We start from the raw sequence: 20,523 nt of genomic DNA on the forward strand, positions 1-20,523 counted from the left end.
GAAAAAGATATTTTAAAGAGGCTATTTTTTCAGAAAATCAGCGATGGTACTGGTAATATATTTAATTTGCTCATCATCCAGTTCGGTATGCATTGGCAGGGAGATCACTTCTTTCACCAGCTGATTGGTCACCGCAAAATCTTCTTCCCTGTACCGCTCATCCTTGTAGGCCTTTTGGTTATGCAGCGGGATGGGGTAATATATTCCGAAGGGAATTCCTTTTTCTGAAAGGTGTTTTGCAAGCGCATCTCTTTTTCCGTCGGCAATCTTTATGGTGTACTGGTGGTACACATGCGTATCGGCTGAACTTTCGGTATAAGGAACTGTAAGCCCTTCCACATTCTCGAGAGCGCTGGTGTATTTTTGGGCAGCCTCCTGCCGCGCTGTATTATACTGGTCTAAGTAAGGGAGTTTTGCCCTCAACACAGCAGCCTGCAAACTGTCAAGCCGGGAATTCACCCCTACCACATCGTGATGGTAGCGCTCATACATACCGTGGTTCACAATACCCCTAATGCGATGTGCAAGCTCATCATCATTGGTAAAAATGGCACCGCCATCGCCATAGCAACCCAGGTTCTTCGAGGGGAAGAAAGAGGTAGATGCCGCATGACCTATAGCTCCGGCTTTTTTGACAGTACCGTCTTTAAAATGGTAATTTGCACCTATAGCCTGGGCGTTATCTTCTATTACATAAAGGTCATGCTCCCGCGCAATTTCCATGATCTCATCCATGTTTGCCGCCTGTCCAAAAAGGTGAACCGGCACTATGGCTTTGGTATTGGGGGTAATTGCTTTTCTAATGGCATCTGGGTCTATGTTGAAAGTATCGGGCTCCACATCAACCAGTACAGGGGTAAGCTGTAGCAGTGCGATAACCTCAACGGTAGCTGCGAAGGTAAAATCGGCAGTGATCACTTCATCTCCGGGTTTCAAACCAAGGCCCATCATTGCAATTTGTAAGGCATCTGTCCCGTTTGCACAGGGAATCACATGTTTCACCCCAAGGTACTCTTCCAGCTCCTTTTGAAAAGCATGAACTTCGGGGCCATTGATAAATGCCGTGGTATCGAGTACCTCGAGCAGAGATTGATTGACTGTATCTTTTATTTTTTCGTATTGACCCTTAAGGTCAACCATTTGTAATTTTTTCATCTTAAAATGTTAGGCTTACGAAAATACAAAGAATGCCAGTATTCCCAATGCTAATTTCTTAATTTAGCACTCAAAACACCCAATTGCATTTTCTTTATAATATAGCGGTTAAAGCCACAGAAAACCTGCTTCCCCTGGCCGGCAGGTACAGTGAAAAACTTCGGAAATTTAGCGACGGAAGAAATGGCCTTTTTGAAGACCTGGCTTCAAAAATTGCCCCCGGCGATAAGACCATCTGGTTTCATGCCGCCTCCCTGGGAGAGTATGAACAGGCAGTACCCGTAATTCTGAAGGTGAAAGAAATTTTTCCGGGGCACAAGATCGTATTGAGTTTCTTTTCCCCCTCGGGCTTTGAAGTAAAGAAAAATACTTCAGTAGCCGATGTGGTTACCTACCTCCCGCTGGACACGCCTGCAAATGCCGAAAAATTCCTGAAAGTGGCACATCCCGACTGGGCGCTGTTCATAAAATATGAATTCTGGCCCAACTTTTTACAGGCGCTCAAAAATAGCAATATCAGGAGCCTTTTAATTTCAGGGGTTTTCAGGGAGAATCAGCTGTTCTTTAAGCCCTACGGAAAATGGATGCGGCAGTACCTCGAAGCTTTTGAGTTCTTTTTTGTTCAGAATAAAAAATCGGAACAGCTTTTACAGCAAATAGGTTTTGAAAATTGTAAAGTAAGCGGGGACACGAGGTTTGACAGGGTAAATGCGCAACTGAAACAGGACAACCGGCTGCAGTTTATCGAAGAATTTGTGGGCGATAAGCTTTGTGTTGTGGCAGGAAGCACCTGGCCCGAAGATGAAGATTTAATTGTAGACTTCATTAACAGGAATCATCAAGGCGTAAAGTTCATTATTGCTCCGCACGCCATAAAAGCTGAAAAAATTCAGGGTTTACAGTCAAAGCTGAAAGCAGAATCGGTATTGTTTTCAGAAAAAGAAGGCAAACCGCTTAAAGATGCCGGCGTGTTCATTATTGACACCGTGGGATTGCTTACAAAGATCTACAGCTATGCCCATATTGCCTACGTGGGCGGTGCGGCCGGAAATACCGGTTTGCACAATATCCTGGAACCGGCAGCTTTTGGGGTTCCGGTGGTGATTGGACATAACTTTGAGAAATTTCCGGAAGCAAAAGAACTTATGGAAGCCGGCGGACTCTTTTCAGCAGAAAATAGTACCCAGGCAAATGAGATTTTTCACAAGCTGGTTAATGACAGGGAGTTCAGGGAAAAAACAGGTTCAAATTCGGTAGCTTTTATTGAACAAAACAAGGGAGCCACAGAGAGAATTTATAATTATTTCTTAAAAAACAAATAAAAATAACCTTGCTTTAACAGCATGAACGAGAGTTTATTGAAACTCTGTTTTGCATATATAAAAAATAGTTTAAATTTGTTTCAACTAATTAAACATACTAACATGAAAAAATTATTTTTAGGATTACTTGTAGCTGCATTTACTCTTTCTATCTACTCTTGTAGAGAAACTACTGAAGAGAATGTGGAAACTAACTTGGAAGAAGTAGAATCTGATCTTGAAGAAACAGGAGAAGACATTGAGTCTGGTCTTGAAGACGCAGGAAATGAAATAGAAGAAACTGCTGAACAAACTGAGCAGGAAATCGAAGAAGAAGTTAACAATACTGACGATATCCAGTAGACTTTTTCCTTTTAAAAATTTAGAGGCTGCCTAAAAAGCCGTGTTTGTGTCAACCTGAAGCTGATTTCAGGTTCTGGTGAAATCTTGAATTGGATTTTTTTTAGATTCTGAAGTAAAAATCAGGAAGACCATGGCATTGCATTTTGGGCAGCCTCTTTTTAATGAACAGAAGTATGAAAAAGATAATTTTAGGTGTTGTAATTGCCGGGATGTCTCTGGTCACTTATTCCTGCAGGGAGTCTACCCAGGAAAAAACCCAGGATGCCGTAGAGGCCATTGGGGAAGATATTGAAGACGGAACCAGGCGTGCTGCCGAAGAAGTGGAAAAAGGTGCCGACAAGGTGAAAAGGGAAATAGATGAAGAAATTCACGAGACCGATGACCAGGTACAGCACGAAGATTTAGAAGCACAAAACTAACCTGAACAAAGATTGGAAAAAGCTGCCCGCGGGCAGCTTTTTTATTTTTAAGGAAGAAAGACAGGTGGTCAAAAATGGCATTTTTGACTACCTATCTCAGACAGAAAAAACGGATAATTTTACGAGCCCATAAATTAGGTGGTACTTTGCTTTGTTGAGGCGAAAATCTGGTATTTAGAACCGAAATAGTACCTCCCCGCAAGCTTCGGAAGCATAAAAGTCCCAAAAAAGCTATTCCGGCTTATTATTTCTGAAGATTTAGATTTAAAAAAGCCTTTTTAGCTGAAAAGCTTCAGCAGAAAAGGCTTTTTTAGTCTTTAAATTCAGGGGGTTGTACTTTTTCCGAAGAAAAAAATGCTGTTCTTCCAAAAGTGTCAAATTATATGACGTTTTATGGCTGAGCTCCAGACAAATTTCCGCAGAAAAACACCCATCAGTTTGCCACTTTTTGCCCCAGGATGGAGTTGATCTTTTCAACCAGGTCATCCATTTCGAAGGGTTTTGCAATAAAATCGTTCGCACCGGCTTCCCTGCATTTTGAACCCGCATCGTGCAGGGCAGACATCATGAGCACGGGAATATCCCGGGTTTCGGGGTTGTTGCGAAGGCGTGCGCAAACATCGGTGCCGTTAACACCCGAGATGAGCATATCCAGCATTACCAGATCAACATTTTCCTGAAGGATGAGTTTTTCAGTCTCTTCGGGCCTTGGCGTAACGATAACGTCAAACTCGTAGAACTCAAGCAAAGTCTTGAGCATTTCCCCTATTCCGGAGTCATCATCGACCACCAGTATCTTTTTTTTGTTCATTTTTATTGGTTTTCAAGAAGCACAAAACTAAAGTCTGATCCTTCCCCTATTTTACTTTTTACTTCAATATAGCCGTTATGGCGATCAATAATTTCATTGGCAAGATACAAGCCTATCCCGAAACCAGAGTAGGTTTCTTTGCTCTCCACGCCTATCCTGTAGAACCTTTTAAAGATGTTCTTATGAAACTTAGGGTCAATTCCAATCCCCTTGTCGCGCACGCTCACGGCAACCTTATCTTCTCCCACTTTTAGCACGTGAATCTGAATGTGCTGGCTATCTGGCGAATACTTAATGGCGTTGGTAATAAAGTTGATTAGCACCTGCCCTATCCTGTCTTTATCGGCAAATACCCTGGCCCGGTGAGCATGAAAGACCTCCATTTGGTGCTGCGTGTTGGTGAGCTTAATATCCTGAATGGTTTGCTCTACCATGGCATTAAGGTCAAAAACTTCTTTTTTAAGTTCGAGCTTGTTCTCTTCAAGCCTTGAAAGGTCTAGTATTTCGGCGATGAGCCTGGTGAGGCGTACAATCTGGTTATCTATGCGCTCCAGGGAAGGTTTAAGCGGAACATTCCCGGGGATTTCCAGTTTGTATTTGTCGAGCAGGTTGAGCAGCAGCTGAACATAGCCTTTTATGGAAGTCACGGGAGTTTTTAGTTCATGGCTTACCATTTTGAGAAAATCTTCTTTGCGCTTTTCTTCTTCTTTTAGCCTTTGGATCTCGGTACTAATCCCAATCCACATGGTGATCTTACCGTCTTCCCCTTTCACCGCTTCTTTCCTGCTAAGGTGCCACAGGTATTTGCCCTCCTTATCCCTTAGCCGCAGCTGCATTTCAAAATTCTTCCCGGTTTTAAGCGAATGTTGCCACTTTTTCTTAAACTCCTGTTCTTCGGAAGGGTGAATACAGCTTTCCCAATTTTGTTCCTGCAGTTCGTGGAAGTCGAGGCCTATATAATCGAGCCAGTTTTGATTGAAGAAGATAGGTTTCCCGGTGGCATCAGTATTTATGACCTTTCCGGGCATGAGATCGGCCATGAGCTTAAAGTGGCGCTCCCTCTCCTTCAGAAGGGTTTTTGACTCGACCATTTCAGTCACATCAAGCCCCATGTTGAGGACCCCAATAATTTCACCCTCCTCATTCCGCAGCGGTTTATAGGTAAAGTTGTAATAGCCGGTTTCCATCCTGCCATTACGCATAAGGTCTACCCGGTCTTCTTTTCCCCAGTAGGTTTCGCCGGTAGTAAATACATTGTCTAACAGGTCGAAAAAAGGCTGGCCTTCAAGTTCGGGGAGCGCCTCTTGCAGGGGTTTTCCTACCACTTCACGGGTTTTCCCCCAGAGGTTGATCATGGCATCATTGGCCAGCTCGATGGTCATCCCCCTTCCGGTGTACACCGCTGTTGGCACCGTGGCCTGATCTACAATAGAGCGAATACGGTGTTCATTTTCACGTATCACCTGTTCTTTAAGATGATCATCGTGTACATCGGTCACCGTACCTATGAGGCCTTCAAATTCACCTTCGGCAGTCCATTTTGGCCGGCCGCGGTCTACCACCCACCGGTAAGCACCGTTTTTATGGCGCAGCCTGAACCTGGAATAATATTCTTTTCTCAATTCATGAGCCTGGATGAACTGCCGGTAGATTATTTCCTGATCTTCGGGATGAACTGCCTGCAGCCATCCGGCACCCAGAGATTCTTTCCGGGTTTGGCCTGTGTATTCATACCATTCTTTGTTGAGGTAATTCCCCTGCCCCTGAGGATTGGTGATCCAGATAATTACCGGTACCGTATCTATGACGTTTCGCAGCTCTTTTTCACTGTTTTCGAGGCTCTGGCGGTTGAGCACCTTTTCGGTCACATCTATGGCATGCACAAAAATGCCTTCTACCTTTCCATTCACATCCTTAATGGGCTGGTAAATAAAATCGAGGATAATGCTTTTCCCGCCGTTTTCGCCTTTAAGGTCGAGGTTTATTTCCTTACCAATAAAACTCTTCCCGCTGTTATAGACCCCATCGAGCATTTTTATAAAACCCTGGTTCTCTACTTCAGGAAGCACTTCTTTAACAGATTTACCAATGATCTCCCGGTATTCCAAAAGTGCCTGGTACTTGTCGTTTGCCAGTTCAAAAATGTGATCTTTCCCACGCAGCGTGCAAATTAAACCCGGAGCTTCAGAAAGCACCTCGTTGAGTAATTTGCGGTAATCAATACTTCCCTTGTGAAGTATGTTGACTTCAGTAAAACTGAGAAGAAATGCGGTACTCCCTTTAAACTGCGGGAGCCGGTTTGCATTGATCGAAAAACGATGTCTTTTAAGGTTGGGGGAAGAGAGCACCACCTGAAAGTCTTTTACTGCTTCCTGTGAAGCCATGAGGGTTTCCAGGAGGTGACAGAGTTGTGCAGGCTCTTTCTTATCTTCAAGTAAAGGAACCAGATATTCCCCCTCCAGGTTACCGGGAAGCGTTTTAAAAATCCCGTACATCCTTTCAGTTGCAGCCAAAATCCTTCCTTCTTCATTTACCACCACCACGGGATCGTGCAGGGAAATGAGAATATTTTTAGCAAATTCAATCTGTTCAGGATCTTCCTTAAAAGGCACCTGGCTACTCTTCATAAAAATGATTTTCGTTAGGGTAAAAGCTAAAATAAACTTTTCAAATTGCTATTGTACAAAAGAAATCTCAAAGTTTAATAATAAATCAATATTGTCACTTTAAATAGATCAAACAGGAGCTAAGGCGGCGAATTCACCAATAATTCAGCCTAAATTAAGATGTGTAAGACTGATTCTAAAACTTTCAGTAAAAATGCCATTTTTGGACCTGCTTTCGCTTCAGGTTTTTATATCGTAATATTGCAATACAAAAAGCAGAAAAAATAAAATGGGAATAACAAAAACCGACCTCTTCACAGAAGCTCAAAACGAAGTGGCACTGGCTGCCAAAGCCCTGGCTCACCCGGCGCGAATTGCCATTATTGAATTCCTGTTAAGATCTAACAGCTGCATCAATGGAGACCTGGTAAATGAACTGGGGCTGGCACAGGCTACTATAAGTCAGCACCTTCGGGAACTAAAGGAAATCGGGATAATTCAGGGAACCATTGAAGGCACCCGGGTATGTTATTGCATCAATCCGCAGCGCTGGAAAGAAATTCAGAATAAATTCAATGTACTCTTTAACAAATTTGAAGATCCTGCATCAAATGAGTGTTGCTAGCCTTTATAGCTTTTGTAACAATATGTTTTGATTGAAAGGAATTTTCATCCTCCTATAACCTTTTCGGATAATAATTTGTTAAGGCCCTGAATCTAATTGGTTTTAATGCGGATGTAGCAGAAATTTGCACGATGCAAAAAGAATATGAAGTAAGAAACAAAAAGCGGGAACAGATCATACTCTTGGTGCTGGGAACATTGATTGCCCTGGGGCCATTTTCAATAGACATGTACCTGCCCGGCTTTGAGAGTATCGCAGAAGAGTTTAAAATAACAAAAGCCCAGGTAGGTTTTTCACTCACCAGCTATTTTATCGGGATCGCGCTTGGACAGTTAGCTTATGGCCCGATTATGGACAGGTATGGCCGTAAGCGCCCCCTGCTTATTGGGCTGGTGATCTATGTAATTGCAGCCATGAGTTGTTTTTATTCGCCCAACCTTATGTGGCTCATCATTTCCCGCTTCTTTTTGGCGGTGGGAGCATCGGCAGGAATGGTGGCTTCCAAGGCGGTAGTTCGGGATATTTTCCCTTCCGAAGAAGTAGCCCGGGCAATTTCTTTCCTCATGTTGATCATGGGGGGCGCACCTATTATTGCCCCCACGGTTGGGGGAATGGTGATCTCCCATTTTTCCTGGCACAGCATTTTCCTTGTGCTGGCTGTATTTGCAGGCCTCATGTTCTTTAGCGTTCTTAAATTTCTTCCCGAAAGTGTGGCCCCCGACGAATCGGTAAAACTGGAATTCAAAAATATGGCTTCAAAATATATGGGGATCTTTAAGAACAGAATCTTCCTTACCTTCTCCCTGGCCGGAAGTTTGACCATAGGCGCCATGTTCGCTTATATTTCCAATGCCCCCGTATTGTTCATGGACAGGTTTGATATGAGCGAAACATATTTTGGCTGGTTATTTGGACTCAATGCCGCCGGCTTAATAGCAGGAAGCCAGTTAAACCGACTGGTATTGAAACGCTATACCACCTTTAGAGTGACTATGGTGATTAGTATTGTGCTTGTAGGCCTCTCCACACTTTTTGTGCTGAACAGTTTCTTCGGTGGAAATTTCTACATCACGATCCTGTTGTTGTTCCTGATCCTTTTTTTGATGGGATTTCAAAATCCCAACACTACAGCCCTGTCTTTGTATCCGTTTGAAAGAAAAGCAGGACGGGCATCGGCCCTGGTAGGAAGCTTAAAAATGATTTTGGGCGCTGTGGCTTCATTTGTGATAAGTAAGTTCACAGGCATTAGCATGCTCCCACTGGCATTCACCATCCTTGTCTGCCTCAGCTTAAGCTCATTTCTACTCTTCCGGTTTCAGGCAAAGGAGAAAAGAGCAATGGTGTTGATCTCCAGGTAAATATTTTAAAGGAAGAATGGAGCAATTACCGGGAATTTACCAAGAAACCTAGCATCTATATTTAAATAGTATGAGTTCTTCGGCTGCACAAAATTTATTTACAAAAAGAATAGGCACAAAACAAAAAACCCTTGAAAATCAGGTGATTAACAAGGGTTTCTGTACTCGGAGCGGGACTTGAACCCGCACGAACATTGCTGTTCATTGGATTTTAAGTCCAACGTGTCTACCAATTCCACCATCCGAGCGTGGAATTTTCCATGGAGCTCATTGAGTTTTAAACCCAACGTGTTTAAAAAACAAACCCGGGCAACCCGGGTTTCTCCATTTCAGAGCGAAAAACGGGATTCGAACCCGCGACCTCCACCTTGGCAAGGTGGCGCTCTACCAACTGAGCTATTTTCGCGTTTTAAAGAACTTCCCTCCTATAGGAGAGTATTGCGGTGCAAATTTAATACATTTCTGAAACTGGCAAAGATTTTTTTTAAAAAACAACAGGCTTTTTTCATCTGCCATCCCCTTGCTTAAACCCCCGCCTTCTGCCTGCTGGTAAGCATCCGCTTAATCTCATTGAGCTTCATCAAAGCCTCTACAGGCGTAAGTGTATTAATATCAAGATGATGAATCTCTTCCCTGAGCTCTTCCAGAATAGGATCATCAAGATTAAAGAAACTAAGTTGCATATCTTCTTCTGCCGATTTCTTTAAGGCACCCGATTTCTCTTTCATGCCATGGGAATCTTCCAGTTTTTTTAAAATTTTGTTGGCCCTTCTCAACACCTGCTGCGGCATCCCGGCCATTCGGGCCACATGAATCCCAAAACTGTGCTCACTGCCTCCCGGCACCAGCTTTCTCAGGAACAACACATTATCTTTCAGTTCTTTTACTGAAACATTGAAATTCTTAATTCGGACAAAGGTCTCGCCCATATCATTCAGCTCGTGATAATGAGTGGCGAACAAAGTTTTCGCTTTTGCCGGATGCTCATGCAAATATTCGGTGATCGCCCAGGCAATGGAAATCCCGTCATAGGTACTCGTCCCCCGGCCAATCTCGTCGAGCAAAATTAAGCTCCTTTCCGAAAGGTTGTTCAGAATGCTGGCGGTCTCGTTCATTTCTACCATAAAAGTAGATTCTCCCATAGAAATGTTGTCACTGGCTCCTACCCTGGTAAAAATTTTGTCTATAAGCCCGATTCTTGCCGCCTCGGCAGGCACAAAACTTCCCATCTGGGCCATGAGTACTATTAAAGCCGTTTGCCGCAGGATGGCCGACTTACCACTCATGTTTGGCCCCGTGATCATGATGATTTGCTGATTCTCCCGGTCAAGATAAACATCGTTGGCAATATAAGCTTCCGAAAGCGGCAGCTGCTTTTCAATAACTGGGTGCCGCCCGTTAATGATCTCAAGATCAAAAGAATCGTCTATTTCGGGTTTGCTGTAATTTTCAAGAAGTGCCTGTTGTGCAAAAGAACACAAACAGTCTAACTGCCCAATAATGGTAGCGTTTTGCTGTACCGGCTGAATGTAATCTCCAATCCAGGTGACCAGCTTTGTAAAGATCTCCTGTTCCAGCTGCAGGATTTTCTCTTCGGCCCCCAGGATCTTTGCCTCATACTCTTTTAGCTCCTGAGTAATATAACGTTCGGCGTTAACCAAAGTTTGCTTTCGCACCCAGCTTTCGGGCACCTTGTTTTTATGGGCGTTACGCACCTCTATATAATACCCGAAGACATTGTTGCTCCCAATCTTAAGGGAAGTGATGCCGGTGGCTGCACTTTCCCGCTCCAGCAGCTTGTCTAAATAATCGCGACCCGAAAATGCTATTTTTCGAAGTTCATCCAGTTCGGCTGAAAAACCTTCAGCAACAGTATTCCCTTTCTGAATATTCACCGGCGCATCTTCGTAGAGCGTCTCTTTTATTTTATTCCGAAGCAAATCACAGCTCTGCAAATTCTCCCCCAGCACTTTAAGTGCCTCTTCTCCCGAGCCCGTTGCCAGGGCCTTTACAGGGATCACTGCCTCCAAAGAATTCTTTAACTGAACTACTTCGCGCGGACATACCTTCCCGGTGGCCACTTTTGAAATAAGACGCTCCAGGTCACTGATCTTTTTGATGTGGCTCCTCGTTTTTTCGAGCCTATCGGTATTCTCTACCAGGTGAGCCACCACCCGGTGCCGTCTTTTTATTTTTTCTGAATTCTTAAGCGGTAAGGCCAGCCAGCGTTTTAACATTCTGCCGCCCATTGGCGAAATGCTGTGGTCTATCACATCGAGCAGCGTAACCGCGTTTTGAGCGTTAGAAGTGTAAAGCTCCAGGTTGCGAATGGTAAACCTGTCCATCCACACATATTCCTCCTCGGCAATGCGTGTAATGCCGGTAATGTGCTGCAGGCGATGGTGCTGGGTCTCGCCCAGATAATAAAGTACAGCCCCTGCCGCAACAATGCCCTCTAGCAAATGCTCTACCCCAAATCCCTTTAAAGATTTTGTGTTGAAGTGGGTATTGAGGTTTTCGTAAGCATAATCGTGTTTAAACACCCAGTCTTCCAAAAAGAAGACATGGTGATCCTGCCCAAAGCTGTTGTAGAACTCCTTTTTCTTTTGCTTTGGCACCAGCACTTCACTGGGGCTAAAATTCTGCAACAACTTGTCTATATAATCAGCGGTGCCTTCAGCAACCAGGAATTCTCCCGTAGAAACATCCAGAAAAGATATTCCCAAAGCCTTTTTTCCGAAGTGAACCGCACATAAAAAATTGTTGGTCTTGCTTTGCAGTACCTCATCATTCATGGCCACTCCCGGCGTTACCAGCTCGGTCACCCCTCGCTTTACGATCTTTTTGGTGAGCTTGGGGTCTTCCAACTGGTCGCAAATGGCTACCCGCTCCCCGGCTTTCACCAGTTTTGGCAGGTAAGTGTTAAGGGAATGATGTGGAAAACCGGCCAGTTCACTGCGCTCACTCCCATTGTTGCGGTTAGTGAGCACAATATTGAGAATTCGGGAGGCCTTTACAGCATCTTCCCCAAAAGTCTCGTAAAAATCGCCCACCCTAAACAGCAACATGGCATCAGGATATTTCGTCTTGATCTTGTTGTACTGCTGCATTAAGGGCGTGATCTTCTTCTCTGCTTTTCCTGACACTGGACTCATTTTTTTTGCTGAGGGCTAAAATATACATTCTCTCCCTTTAAAGATAATCTTCCCTTTTCTCATTTTCAAACTTTTATCCACAACCTGTCAACCATCATTTTAAATTTAAGCTGAAGTGAAATTCGCCGCCCCGCTATTTTCTGAAAGTACTGCTGAATTCTCTATTTTTGCCCTATGGAAAACCGAAAGCTGAAAAACAGCGAGCTCGATAGAAAATCTACTGAAGAATTTAAGTCGGCCAGAAAGACGCCGGTAATTGTCATTTTAGACAACGTGAGGAGCCTCAATAACATAGGCTCCGTTTTTCGCACTGCCGATGCCTTTTTGATTGAAAAGATCTATCTCTGCGGCATCACAGCCTGCCCGCCTCATAAAGATATCCAGAAAACCGCTTTGGGAGCCACCGAAACCGTGGCCTGGGAGTATCGCGAAGATGCGCTTGAACTGGTGAAAGAGCTGCAGCAGCAGGAAGTGCGGGTGTACTCGGTAGAACAAGCCGAAGGTGCCGAATTCCTCGATGCTTTCACCCCTCAAAAAGGGCAAAAATACGCCCTCATATTTGGGAACGAAGTAAAAGGCGTGCAGCAAAAAGTAGTTTCTGTCAGTAACGGCGTACTTGAAATCCCACAGCTTGGCAGTAAACATTCTCTCAATATCTCTGTAAGCGCAGGCGTTGTAATGTGGGATGTGTTTTCTAAAATGAAACTTCTGGAATAGTGGAAAGTGGAAAGTAAAAAATAGAACTTCCCTGATTAATGTTGACCTGTTCTAGATATAAGTTGTACGTCCCTGATATAGGTTGACCATAAAATCAACTTACATGAAGTCAAATATTCGATTGCTCAGTAAACATCGGAAATTCTCCGATGAGTTCAAAAGACAAATTGTGAATGATTATGAAAGTGGCAGGTACAGTGTATTTCAACTGTCTAAGCTTCACGGAATGTCACGGTCTATGATCTATAACTGGATTCATAAATTTTCTACCTTTAACGAGAAAGGTTATAGAGTTGTAGAAATGAAAGACAGTAGCAGTAAAAAGATGCAAGAGCTGGAGGCCAAAAACAAGGAACTGGAAGCAGCTTTAGGGCGTAAACAGATACAGTTGGATTATTTAGAAAAGATGATCGAACTGGCTAAGTCAGAACTCGATATCGACATTAAAAAAAACTACAGCACCCCACAATCAACTGGTTCAGGAAAAACAAAGAAAAAGTGAGTTATTCCATGAATCAATTCTATGAAGGCATTGGGATCAGTAAACAAGCTGTCCATCAATATGCTAGAAGACAAAGAATTTTTGATCATCGTTTGATGGAATTAATGTCTGAAGCTGATGATATTCGTAGAGATCATCCTGGTTGTGGGGTGGAAAAAATGTACTATACTTTAAAGCCTGATTTTATTGGGAGAGATCGTTTTGTAGAGACTTTTATGCAATTAGGTTATCGTCTCAAAAGAAAGAAGAATTATAGACGCACAACCATTGCCGGTAATATCTACTATCCGAATAAAATTAAAGGAATAAAGATCAATGCACCTTCGGTAGTATGGCAAAGCGATATTACTTACTATCGGGTAGGAGACAAATTTTATTATGCAGTATTTATAATTGATGTTTACACCAAGAAAATAGTCGGTTATGAAGTCTCTGATCATATGAGAGGGACAGCAAATTTAAAAGCTTTGAAGATGGCTTTAAAACAAAACAAAGCTCCTAAGATCCATCACTCAGATCGAGGAAGCCAGTATACGTACAAATCTTATACTGAACTCTTACAATCAAATACGACCACTATAAGTATGGCCTTAAGTGCTCAGGACAATGCATATGCCGAGAGGATCAATAGAACAATAAAAGAGGAGTATCTGGATCACTGGAAGCCACAATCCTTTAGCCAACTCAAGAACCAGGTGAACAAAGCAGTAAAAAATTATAACACCAAAAGATCCCATGATCATTTAGAGAAAAGAAACCCTGAAGAGTTCATTAGTTATTGGTCAACCCTCAAAACAGAAGAAAGACCAATTATTACTATTTTTGATAATGAAAATTAATATCTAAAACCGGTCAACACTAATCAGGGAAGTTTAAAGTTTTAAACTGCACACTGAAGACTGATCACTGAAGACTGATCACTGAAGACTGAGCACTGATCACTGATCACTGTAAAGTAATTTCCTCCAGTAACTGCAAATAATCTTCCCTTCTTTTTACAAAATCCAGGTCAGAAATATCGATGATCTTTACGTTCAGCCCCGGCTGCGACTTGATAAAGGACAAATAACTGCGGTTAATATTTGCCAGGTAATCGGCTTCAATATTTTGTTCGTATTCCCTGCCGCGCTTTTTGATATTTACGAGCAACCTTTCGGTATTTTGATAGAAATACACGTAAAGATCGGGCTTCACCAGCTCTTTGTACATGATGTGAAACAGCTTCTGGTAAAGCGAATATTCGTCTTCGTGCAGGGTGATCTTTGCAAAAATGAGGGATTTAAAAACATCATAATCGGAAACCACGAAATCTTTAAACAGGTCGTATTGCGCAAGATCGTCTGAAAGCTGCTGATACCTGTCGGCCAAAAATGACATTTCCAGCGGGAAGGCGTAACGCGATTTGTCTTCGTAAAACTTCGGAAGGAATGCGTTGTCTTTGAACCTTTCCAAAATCAGTTTTGCATTGAAATCCTGGGAGACCATAGTGGCAAAACTGGTTTTTCCTGCCCCGATGTTCCCTTCAACCGCGATGTAATTAAAATTGGAAAAAGAAAATTTCTTCGGAAGCTGAAGTTCTTCAGAAATAAGCTTTAAATCCGATTTTTCTAAGGTGTCAAAAAGGGCATTTACAGACAGCTTTTTTAGGGGATGTTTTACTTCCGAAGCAATATCGGCCAGCGGCGCCAGCACAAAATCGCGCTGGTGCATTTGCGGGTGCGGCACCGTAAGCTCTTCCGATGTGATGATTTCATCTCCAAAAAGTAAAATATCTAGATCTATGGGCCGGTTTTGGTATCCGCTGCCAGGTTTTCTCTCCCGCCCCAGCTTTTTTTCAATTTCGAGCAGCTGTTTTAAGATTTTGCGGGGCTTAAAACGGGTTTCTACGGCAATACAGGCGTTGAGAAAAGCCCCGCCCTCAAAACCCATTGCCGGCGTCTCATACACTTTTGAAACCGCCCTTACCTCTCCTGTTTTTTTCTGAATTTCTTCAACGGCCTGCTGTAAAAAAGCAAATCTGGCACCTTCATTGCTTCCAAGAGCTATAAATACTGTTTTTAAAGGGTTCAAGAGATCTTAAGAAAATTTTAGTAAGACGGGATCAAGTATTTCACAGCAAATTAAACAAAACAAAAGCACATACCCTTAACTTTGTTTTAAAGAGTTTCAACAAAATGAAGACCTTCGGCTACTTGTTATTTTAAGCAGGTTTTCAGGAAGATGAAACCAAAAAAGACCACAAAATGAAAAAGTTTTTAAAAATACTGGGAATTGTTTTAGGAGTAATCTTGCTTCTGTTGTTCTTAACGCCCTTCTTGTTTGAAAGGCAGCTGAAAGACCTGGTACAGGAAACCATCAACAAAAACGTGAATGCCACGGTCACTTTTGAAGATATTGACCTGAGCATTTTCAGGAACTTCCCCGATGCCACCCTGGCCATTCAGAATTTAAAGATCATTAACCAGGCACCTTTTGAAGGGGACACGCTGGTTTTAAGCGAAGAGGTCACGCTTGAAATGTCGCTGGCCCAACTTTTTAAAGGCGGAAGTGAACCCAAAAAGATTGACGCTTTAAAGATCGACAATACCTTTCTGAACATCGCTGTTGATAGTCTGGGAAACAGCAACTACGACATTGCCGTACAGGACACCATTACTACCACCACTTCACAGGGCGGTGGCTTTAGCTTTGATGTGGAGCACTATGAAATCAACAATTCACGGGTGAAATACGTAGATAAGGGCTCAAAAATGGTATTTTTGGTGGAAGATCTAAACCACCGCGGAACCGGCGATTTTTCGGCCAGCACCTCAACCCTTAGCACCTACTCTACCGCCCTTGTGAGCTTTGAGATGGACAGCGTAAATTACCTGAACCGGAACAAACTGCAACTGGAAGCCGATTTTGAAATGGATCTAGAAAACCAGAAATACACTTTTCTGGAAAACGAAGCCCTTATCAATCAGCTCCCGCTTACTTTTAACGGCTATGTGCAGGTCAATGAAGAGAATAATGAAGTAGACCTCAGTTTTAAGACCCCCACTTCCTCTTTCAAGAATTTCCTGGCGGTGATGCCTGAAGAATACGCAAAAAATATTGAGAACGTCGAAACTACGGGAGATTTTGTGGTAGATGGCTTCATCCGGGGGATTGTAGATGAGACTTACATTCCTAAAATGCAGATCAATGTGGCGTCAAACAATGCCGCATTTAAGTACCCCGACCTTCCGAAGGCTGTGGAAGACATAACTATTGCCGCCGTGTTAAAGAATGACACCGGGCTGGTGGAAGACACTTACCTGAATATCGACAAACTCAACTTCAGGATAGACCAGGATGCCTTTAGAGCCAGCGGAAGCATTAAAAACCTTACCGAAAATATGCTCGTGAACCTGGCACTGCAGGGTACCATCAACCTCGCGAACATCACCCGGGCCTACCCGCTTGACCTGGAGCAGGACCTCAACGGGATTGTCACTGCCAATCTCACTACAAGTTTTGACATGAATTCCCTCGAAAATGAACAGTATCAAAACGTGAAGAGCAGCGGTACAGCAGTAATACGAGATTTTAGTTACACCTCCCCCGAAATTCCCAATGAGATAAAACTCTCTGCTGCAAACCTGAAGTTCAATCCAAGTACGGTGAGCCTCGAAAATACCGTATTGACCACAGGCCAAACCGATCTTGCCGTTAACGGAACCATACAAAACCTAATGGGCTACTTGTTCACTGATCAAAAGCTTAAAGGAAACTTTACTGCTACTTCCAATACTTTTTCTGTCAATGATTTTATGGTCAAAGAAACTGTAAGTGAAGAAGCTGAAGCTACACCTGTTACCACCACTGAAGTGCCGGGAGATGAAGCCATTAAAATCCCGTCATTTTTGGATGCCAACATAGACTTTTCAGCAAAGAAAGTCCGTTATGACAATCTGGTTCTGGAAAACACCAGCGGAAGTTTAAGAATTGTAGACGAGACGGCTACTTTATCTAATGTTTCCTCAAGTATTTTTGCCGGAAATATCCTTTTAAACGGACTGGTTTCCACCAAAGATGCCATCCCGAATTTCTCCATGCAACTTGGTTTACAGTCTATTGATATTGTACAGGCCTTTAAAGATATGGAGCTGCTAAGGAATCTTGCCCCAATTGCACAGGCTTTGCAGGGAGAACTTACCACCAACATCGACCTGCGGGGAAACCTGAACGATGACCTCACCCCGCAGCTGCAAACCCTAACCGGAAACGCGCTTGCAAAAGTGCTTGGTGCAAGGGTGAACCCAGCGCAGACCGCGCTACTTTCACAGCTTGACCAGAGCCTTACCTTTGTTGACCTTAACGATCTTAATTTAAAGGATCTGGAGACCAGGCTAAGCTTCAATAACGGGCAGGTAGAAGTACAGCCGTTCGATTTTAATATAAAAGGAATTAAAGCCAGGGCTTCGGGCACGCATGGATTTGATATGGACATGAATTACAAGGTGGCCCTAGAAATACCTGCAAAATATCTTGGCAGCCAGATAGGCACCACGCTTTCGCGTCTTAGCGCCCAGGAACAGGAAAAAATGACTGTTGGTTTACCCGTGAACATTACCGGAAGCTTTAGCAACCCCAATATCAACGTCAACGTTCAGCAGGCCGTAGGCAACCTTACCCAGCAAATTGTTGACACGCAGAAAGAGAACCTGAAGGAAAAAGGCCGGGATGTTCTAAGCGAACTCATTAGCGGCGGAAAAAACAAGGACACCGCCGATACCACGACCACACGGACTCCCACGCAAAAAGATTCAATTGCGCGCAAGAATACCAGTGATGCTGTAAAAGAAACTGCAAGAGACATTTTGGGTGGAATTTTGGGTGGTTCCAGAAAGAAAAAAGATACTACCCAAAATCAATAATGCTTTAGTGTAGTTGTCGCAAATAACTTTACATATGCTGTAAAACCGGAGAGTACATGCTCTCTAACTCTCCGGAAGGCATGATCAAATTTTTCTGATCACCGACCACTGATGACTGCTAACTGATCACTTATTTAAGGGAAAGATTAACATTGAAACCTTCATGTTTTCGCACGTTAAACACCATCCCGTCTTCAAAAATGAGGTACTGGCCTTTGATGCCTTTTAGAACCCCTTCGTAAAATGACGTTTTTGCGAGGTTGAGGGATTTACATTTTGCAGGATAATCAAGCACCGGAAATTTAATCTCGAGCTCTGTTGAATTTGCCAGGTAATAATCCTGAACTTCTTCCGGCAGGTACTGCCTCATGTTGTCGCGAATAGCCGCAAGATCAAGATCTTTAAGATCGTTGGTGAGCATGCTGCGCCAGTTAGTCTTGTCTGAAAGATGTTCCTTGAGGGCAACTTCGGTAATCCCGGCGAGGTAGCGGTTGGGCACCTCAACCACTTCAATGGCTTCATGAGCCCCCTGGTCGATCCAGCGGGTTGGGATTTCGGTTTTGCGGGTCACGCCCACCTTCACATTACTGGAATTGGCAAGATATACCACATGCGGCTGCAGCTGCACCCGCTTTTCGAACTCCAGGTCGCGGTGCTCCTGGTCTAAATGCGCCTTACTAAGTTCGGGGCGAATTACCCATTCGCCCATTTCGGGCAGTTCCATAAAACAGTTATAACAAACTCCGTTGGCGAAAACCTTCTTTTTTTTGCCACAGCCCAAACATTCATAATTGAGAAAATTGATAGCAATGCGCTTATCGAGCACCTGGTTCACATTGAGGAAATCCTGCTCAAAAATGAGATAATACTGCACGGTTTCTGCCAGTTCGGTTTTCATTTTTTTGAGCACGCCTTCATAAGTCATAGAAAAGAGTATTTTATCGCTGTTTAATTTTTTTGCCAGCTGTAAGAATAGTTTTAATTTTAACCGTTTACAACCCGGTTTAAAGGGGCTAAAGATAAAAAGAAAAAATGCCAATTCCGTTAGTACATTCAATCGCTTCCTGGTTTCTCAAAAAGCGTATTCACCAAATGGAATTGTTCATAAAATATCCGCATGACGTCCAGCTGGAACTGCTAAAGAAACTCCTTCAGAAAGCAAAAAATACCGAAGTGGGGCAAAAATACGACTTTGCTTCCATGAAGACCTACCGCGAATTTGCAGAACGGGTACCCCTACAACAGTACGAAGATTTTGAACCTCAAATAGAACGCAGCCGCCGCGGCGAAACCAACATCTTCTGGCCCACGCCCATTAAATGGTTCGCAAAATCGAGCGGCACCACCAACGCCAAAAGCAAATTTATCCCGGTGAGCGATGAGTCGCTGGAGAACTGCCACTATGCCGCAGGTAAAGATATGTTGTGCATGTACCTCAACAACAATCCCGATTCACAGTTATTTAGCGGAAAGAGCCTAAGGCTTGGCGGCAGCAAAGAACTTTACAGGCAAAACGGCACCCAGTTCGGTGACCTTTCGGCCATTCTAATCGACAATATGCCGTTTTGGGCAGAATTCAGCAGCACCCCCAGCAACGAAATCTCTCTGCTTAGCGACTGGGAAGTGAAGATGCCGGCAATTGTCAACGAGACCATTAAAGAAAATGTCACCAGCCTTGCCGGGGTACCTTCATGGATGCTGGTACTGCTCAACAATGCCCTTGAGGCTTCGGGAAGGAACAACCTCTTTGAGATATGGCCAAACCTGGAGGTCTACTTTCATGGCGGCGTAAACTTTGCACCCTATGTAGATCAATATCAAAAGATATTGCCTTCAAGCAACTTCAAGTATTTTGAGATCTATAATGCTTCGGAAGGATTCTTCGCCATCCAGGATTCCAATGAATCTAAAGAACTGCTGCTAATGCTCGATTACGGTGTGTTTTATGAATTCATTCCCATGGAAGGCTTTGGCACTCCTCAAGAAAGGGTCATTCCGCTTTCTGAAGTGGAGCTGGGAAAAAACTATGCGGTGCTCATCACCACCAACGCCGGATTGTGGCGCTATAAGATTGGGGATACGGTACGTTTTACCTCGGTAAACCCTTACCGCATAAAAATTACGGGCAGAACAAAACACCACATCAATGTTTTTGGGGAGGAACTTATCATTGAAAACGCCGAAGAAGCCCTGAAGAAAGCTTCTCAACAAACCGATTGCGAGATTGTTGATTATACGGCTGCCCCAATCTTTATGCACAACAAGGAAAAAGGCGCGCATGAATGGATGATCGAATTTAAGACACCGCCGCAGGATTTCAGCTTCTTTGCTGAATGTCTTGACAATCACCTGCAAAGCATTAACAGCGATTATGAGGCAAAACGTTTTAATAACATGACCCTCAACCCTCCCAAAGTTCATAAAGCAAGGCAAAAACTCTTCTATGACTGGCTTAAAAAGAGAGATAAACTGGGCGGCCAGCACAAAATTCCCAGGCTCTCCAACCAACGCACGTATCTTGAGGAATTGCTGGAGATGAATGGGAAGTAGGACTGAGTAGTGAGTGTCCTAAGGCTATAAGCTCATGTTTTAAAAAAGAAATCCTCACAG

At 43.5% G+C, this 20,523-nt stretch carries 16 protein-coding genes and 2 tRNA genes; 10 read left to right on the forward strand and 8 right to left on the reverse strand.

Annotation, left to right across the window (positions count from 1 at the left end; translation table 11 throughout):
• Positions 1-21 precede the first annotated feature (21 nt).
• Positions 22-1,155 carry a DegT/DnrJ/EryC1/StrS family aminotransferase gene (locus JRG66_RS04860; RefSeq protein ID WP_265164650.1) on the reverse strand — a complete coding sequence of 378 codons (1,134 nt, stop codon included), beginning with the start codon at positions 1,153-1,155 and terminating at the stop codon, positions 22-24.
• 83 nt (positions 1,156-1,238) lie between these two features.
• On the opposite strand from JRG66_RS04860, the gene JRG66_RS04865 reads away from it, so the two are divergent.
• The 3 genes from JRG66_RS04865 to JRG66_RS04875 all read left to right on the forward strand — a co-directional run bounded on the left by JRG66_RS04865 (position 1,239) and on the right by JRG66_RS04875 (position 3,238).
• Positions 1,239-2,477, forward strand: coding sequence for a 3-deoxy-D-manno-octulosonic acid transferase (locus JRG66_RS04865; protein WP_265164651.1), 1,239 nt, complete (start codon positions 1,239-1,241; stop codon positions 2,475-2,477).
• Between the two features lie 102 nt (positions 2,478-2,579).
• Positions 2,580-2,819, forward strand: a complete 240-nt coding sequence (locus JRG66_RS04870) for a hypothetical protein (protein WP_265164652.1) — start codon at positions 2,580-2,582, stop codon at positions 2,817-2,819.
• 173 nt (positions 2,820-2,992) lie between these two features.
• Positions 2,993-3,238, forward strand: a complete 246-nt coding sequence (locus JRG66_RS04875; protein WP_265164653.1) for a hypothetical protein — start codon at positions 2,993-2,995, stop codon at positions 3,236-3,238.
• Between the two features lie 433 nt (positions 3,239-3,671).
• On the opposite strand, the gene JRG66_RS04880 is transcribed toward JRG66_RS04875, so the two are convergent.
• Complete coding sequence (locus JRG66_RS04880) at positions 3,672-4,049, reverse strand: response regulator (RefSeq protein ID WP_265164654.1); 378 nt, start codon at positions 4,047-4,049, stop codon at positions 3,672-3,674.
• Between the two features lie 2 nt (positions 4,050-4,051).
• Entirely contained in the window at positions 4,052-6,676 is a 2,625-nt protein-coding gene (locus JRG66_RS04885; protein WP_265164656.1) for a PAS domain-containing sensor histidine kinase, read from the reverse strand.
• 268 nt (positions 6,677-6,944) lie between these two features.
• Here JRG66_RS04885 and JRG66_RS04890 point away from each other — a divergent pair, with 268 nt between their 5' ends.
• Both JRG66_RS04890 and JRG66_RS04895 read left to right on the forward strand, forming a co-directional pair.
• Positions 6,945-7,280, forward strand: a complete 336-nt coding sequence (locus JRG66_RS04890) for an ArsR/SmtB family transcription factor (protein ID WP_265164658.1) — start codon at positions 6,945-6,947, stop codon at positions 7,278-7,280.
• Positions 7,281-7,411: 131 nt separating this feature from the next.
• Positions 7,412-8,638 carry a multidrug effflux MFS transporter gene (locus JRG66_RS04895; RefSeq protein WP_371875334.1) on the forward strand — a complete coding sequence of 409 codons (1,227 nt, stop codon included), beginning with the start codon at positions 7,412-7,414 and terminating at the stop codon, positions 8,636-8,638.
• A gap of 162 nt (positions 8,639-8,800) precedes the next feature.
• Here the strand turns inward: JRG66_RS04895 and JRG66_RS04900 are convergent.
• The 3 genes from JRG66_RS04900 to mutS form a co-directional block, all read right to left on the reverse strand.
• Positions 8,801-8,886 (reverse strand) — tRNA-Leu (locus JRG66_RS04900).
• Between the two features lie 85 nt (positions 8,887-8,971).
• A tRNA-Gly gene (locus JRG66_RS04905) sits at positions 8,972-9,044 on the reverse strand.
• Between the two features lie 118 nt (positions 9,045-9,162).
• Entirely contained in the window at positions 9,163-11,748 is a 2,586-nt protein-coding gene (gene mutS, locus JRG66_RS04910) for a DNA mismatch repair protein MutS (protein WP_371875343.1), read from the reverse strand.
• Positions 11,749-11,967: 219 nt separating this feature from the next.
• Here mutS and JRG66_RS04915 point away from each other — a divergent pair, with 219 nt between their 5' ends.
• From JRG66_RS04915 to JRG66_RS04925, 3 genes are all read left to right on the forward strand, one after another.
• Positions 11,968-12,510: an RNA methyltransferase gene (locus JRG66_RS04915; protein ID WP_265164662.1), complete on the forward strand. Its 543-nt coding sequence runs from the start codon at positions 11,968-11,970 to the stop codon at positions 12,508-12,510.
• A 103-nt stretch (positions 12,511-12,613) separates the two neighbouring features.
• A complete protein-coding gene (locus JRG66_RS04920) occupies positions 12,614-13,012 on the forward strand; it encodes a transposase (RefSeq protein WP_265163188.1) in 399 nt (132 codons plus the stop codon).
• Positions 13,013-13,020: 8 nt separating this feature from the next.
• On the forward strand, positions 13,021-13,851 hold the full coding sequence (locus tag JRG66_RS04925) for an IS3 family transposase (RefSeq protein ID WP_265163187.1): 831 nt from the start codon (positions 13,021-13,023) through the stop codon (positions 13,849-13,851).
• A gap of 106 nt (positions 13,852-13,957) precedes the next feature.
• Here JRG66_RS04925 and folK read toward each other — a convergent pair whose 3' ends face one another.
• Positions 13,958-15,082 (reverse strand): 2-amino-4-hydroxy-6-hydroxymethyldihydropteridine diphosphokinase, encoded by a 1,125-nt coding sequence (folK, locus tag JRG66_RS04930; protein ID WP_265164663.1) that lies wholly within the window; start codon positions 15,080-15,082, stop codon positions 13,958-13,960.
• A gap of 173 nt (positions 15,083-15,255) precedes the next feature.
• On the opposite strand from folK, the gene JRG66_RS04935 reads away from it, so the two are divergent.
• The gene (locus tag JRG66_RS04935) at positions 15,256-17,913 is read left to right on the forward strand and encodes an AsmA family protein (RefSeq protein ID WP_265164664.1); all 2,658 of its coding nucleotides are present in this window, start codon (positions 15,256-15,258) and stop codon (positions 17,911-17,913) included.
• Between the two features lie 130 nt (positions 17,914-18,043).
• On the opposite strand, the gene JRG66_RS04940 is transcribed toward JRG66_RS04935, so the two are convergent.
• Positions 18,044-18,838, reverse strand: a complete 795-nt coding sequence (locus JRG66_RS04940; RefSeq protein ID WP_265164665.1) for a DUF2797 domain-containing protein — start codon at positions 18,836-18,838, stop codon at positions 18,044-18,046.
• A gap of 107 nt (positions 18,839-18,945) precedes the next feature.
• Between JRG66_RS04940 and JRG66_RS04945 the strand changes: the two genes are divergently transcribed.
• A complete protein-coding gene (locus JRG66_RS04945; protein WP_265164666.1) occupies positions 18,946-20,463 on the forward strand; it encodes a GH3 auxin-responsive promoter family protein in 1,518 nt (505 codons plus the stop codon).
• Positions 20,464-20,523: the final 60 nt, after the last annotated feature.

It is taken from the genome of Salinimicrobium tongyeongense (assembly GCF_026109735.1).
In the GTDB taxonomy this organism is placed as follows: domain Bacteria; phylum Bacteroidota; class Bacteroidia; order Flavobacteriales; family Flavobacteriaceae; genus Salinimicrobium; species Salinimicrobium tongyeongense.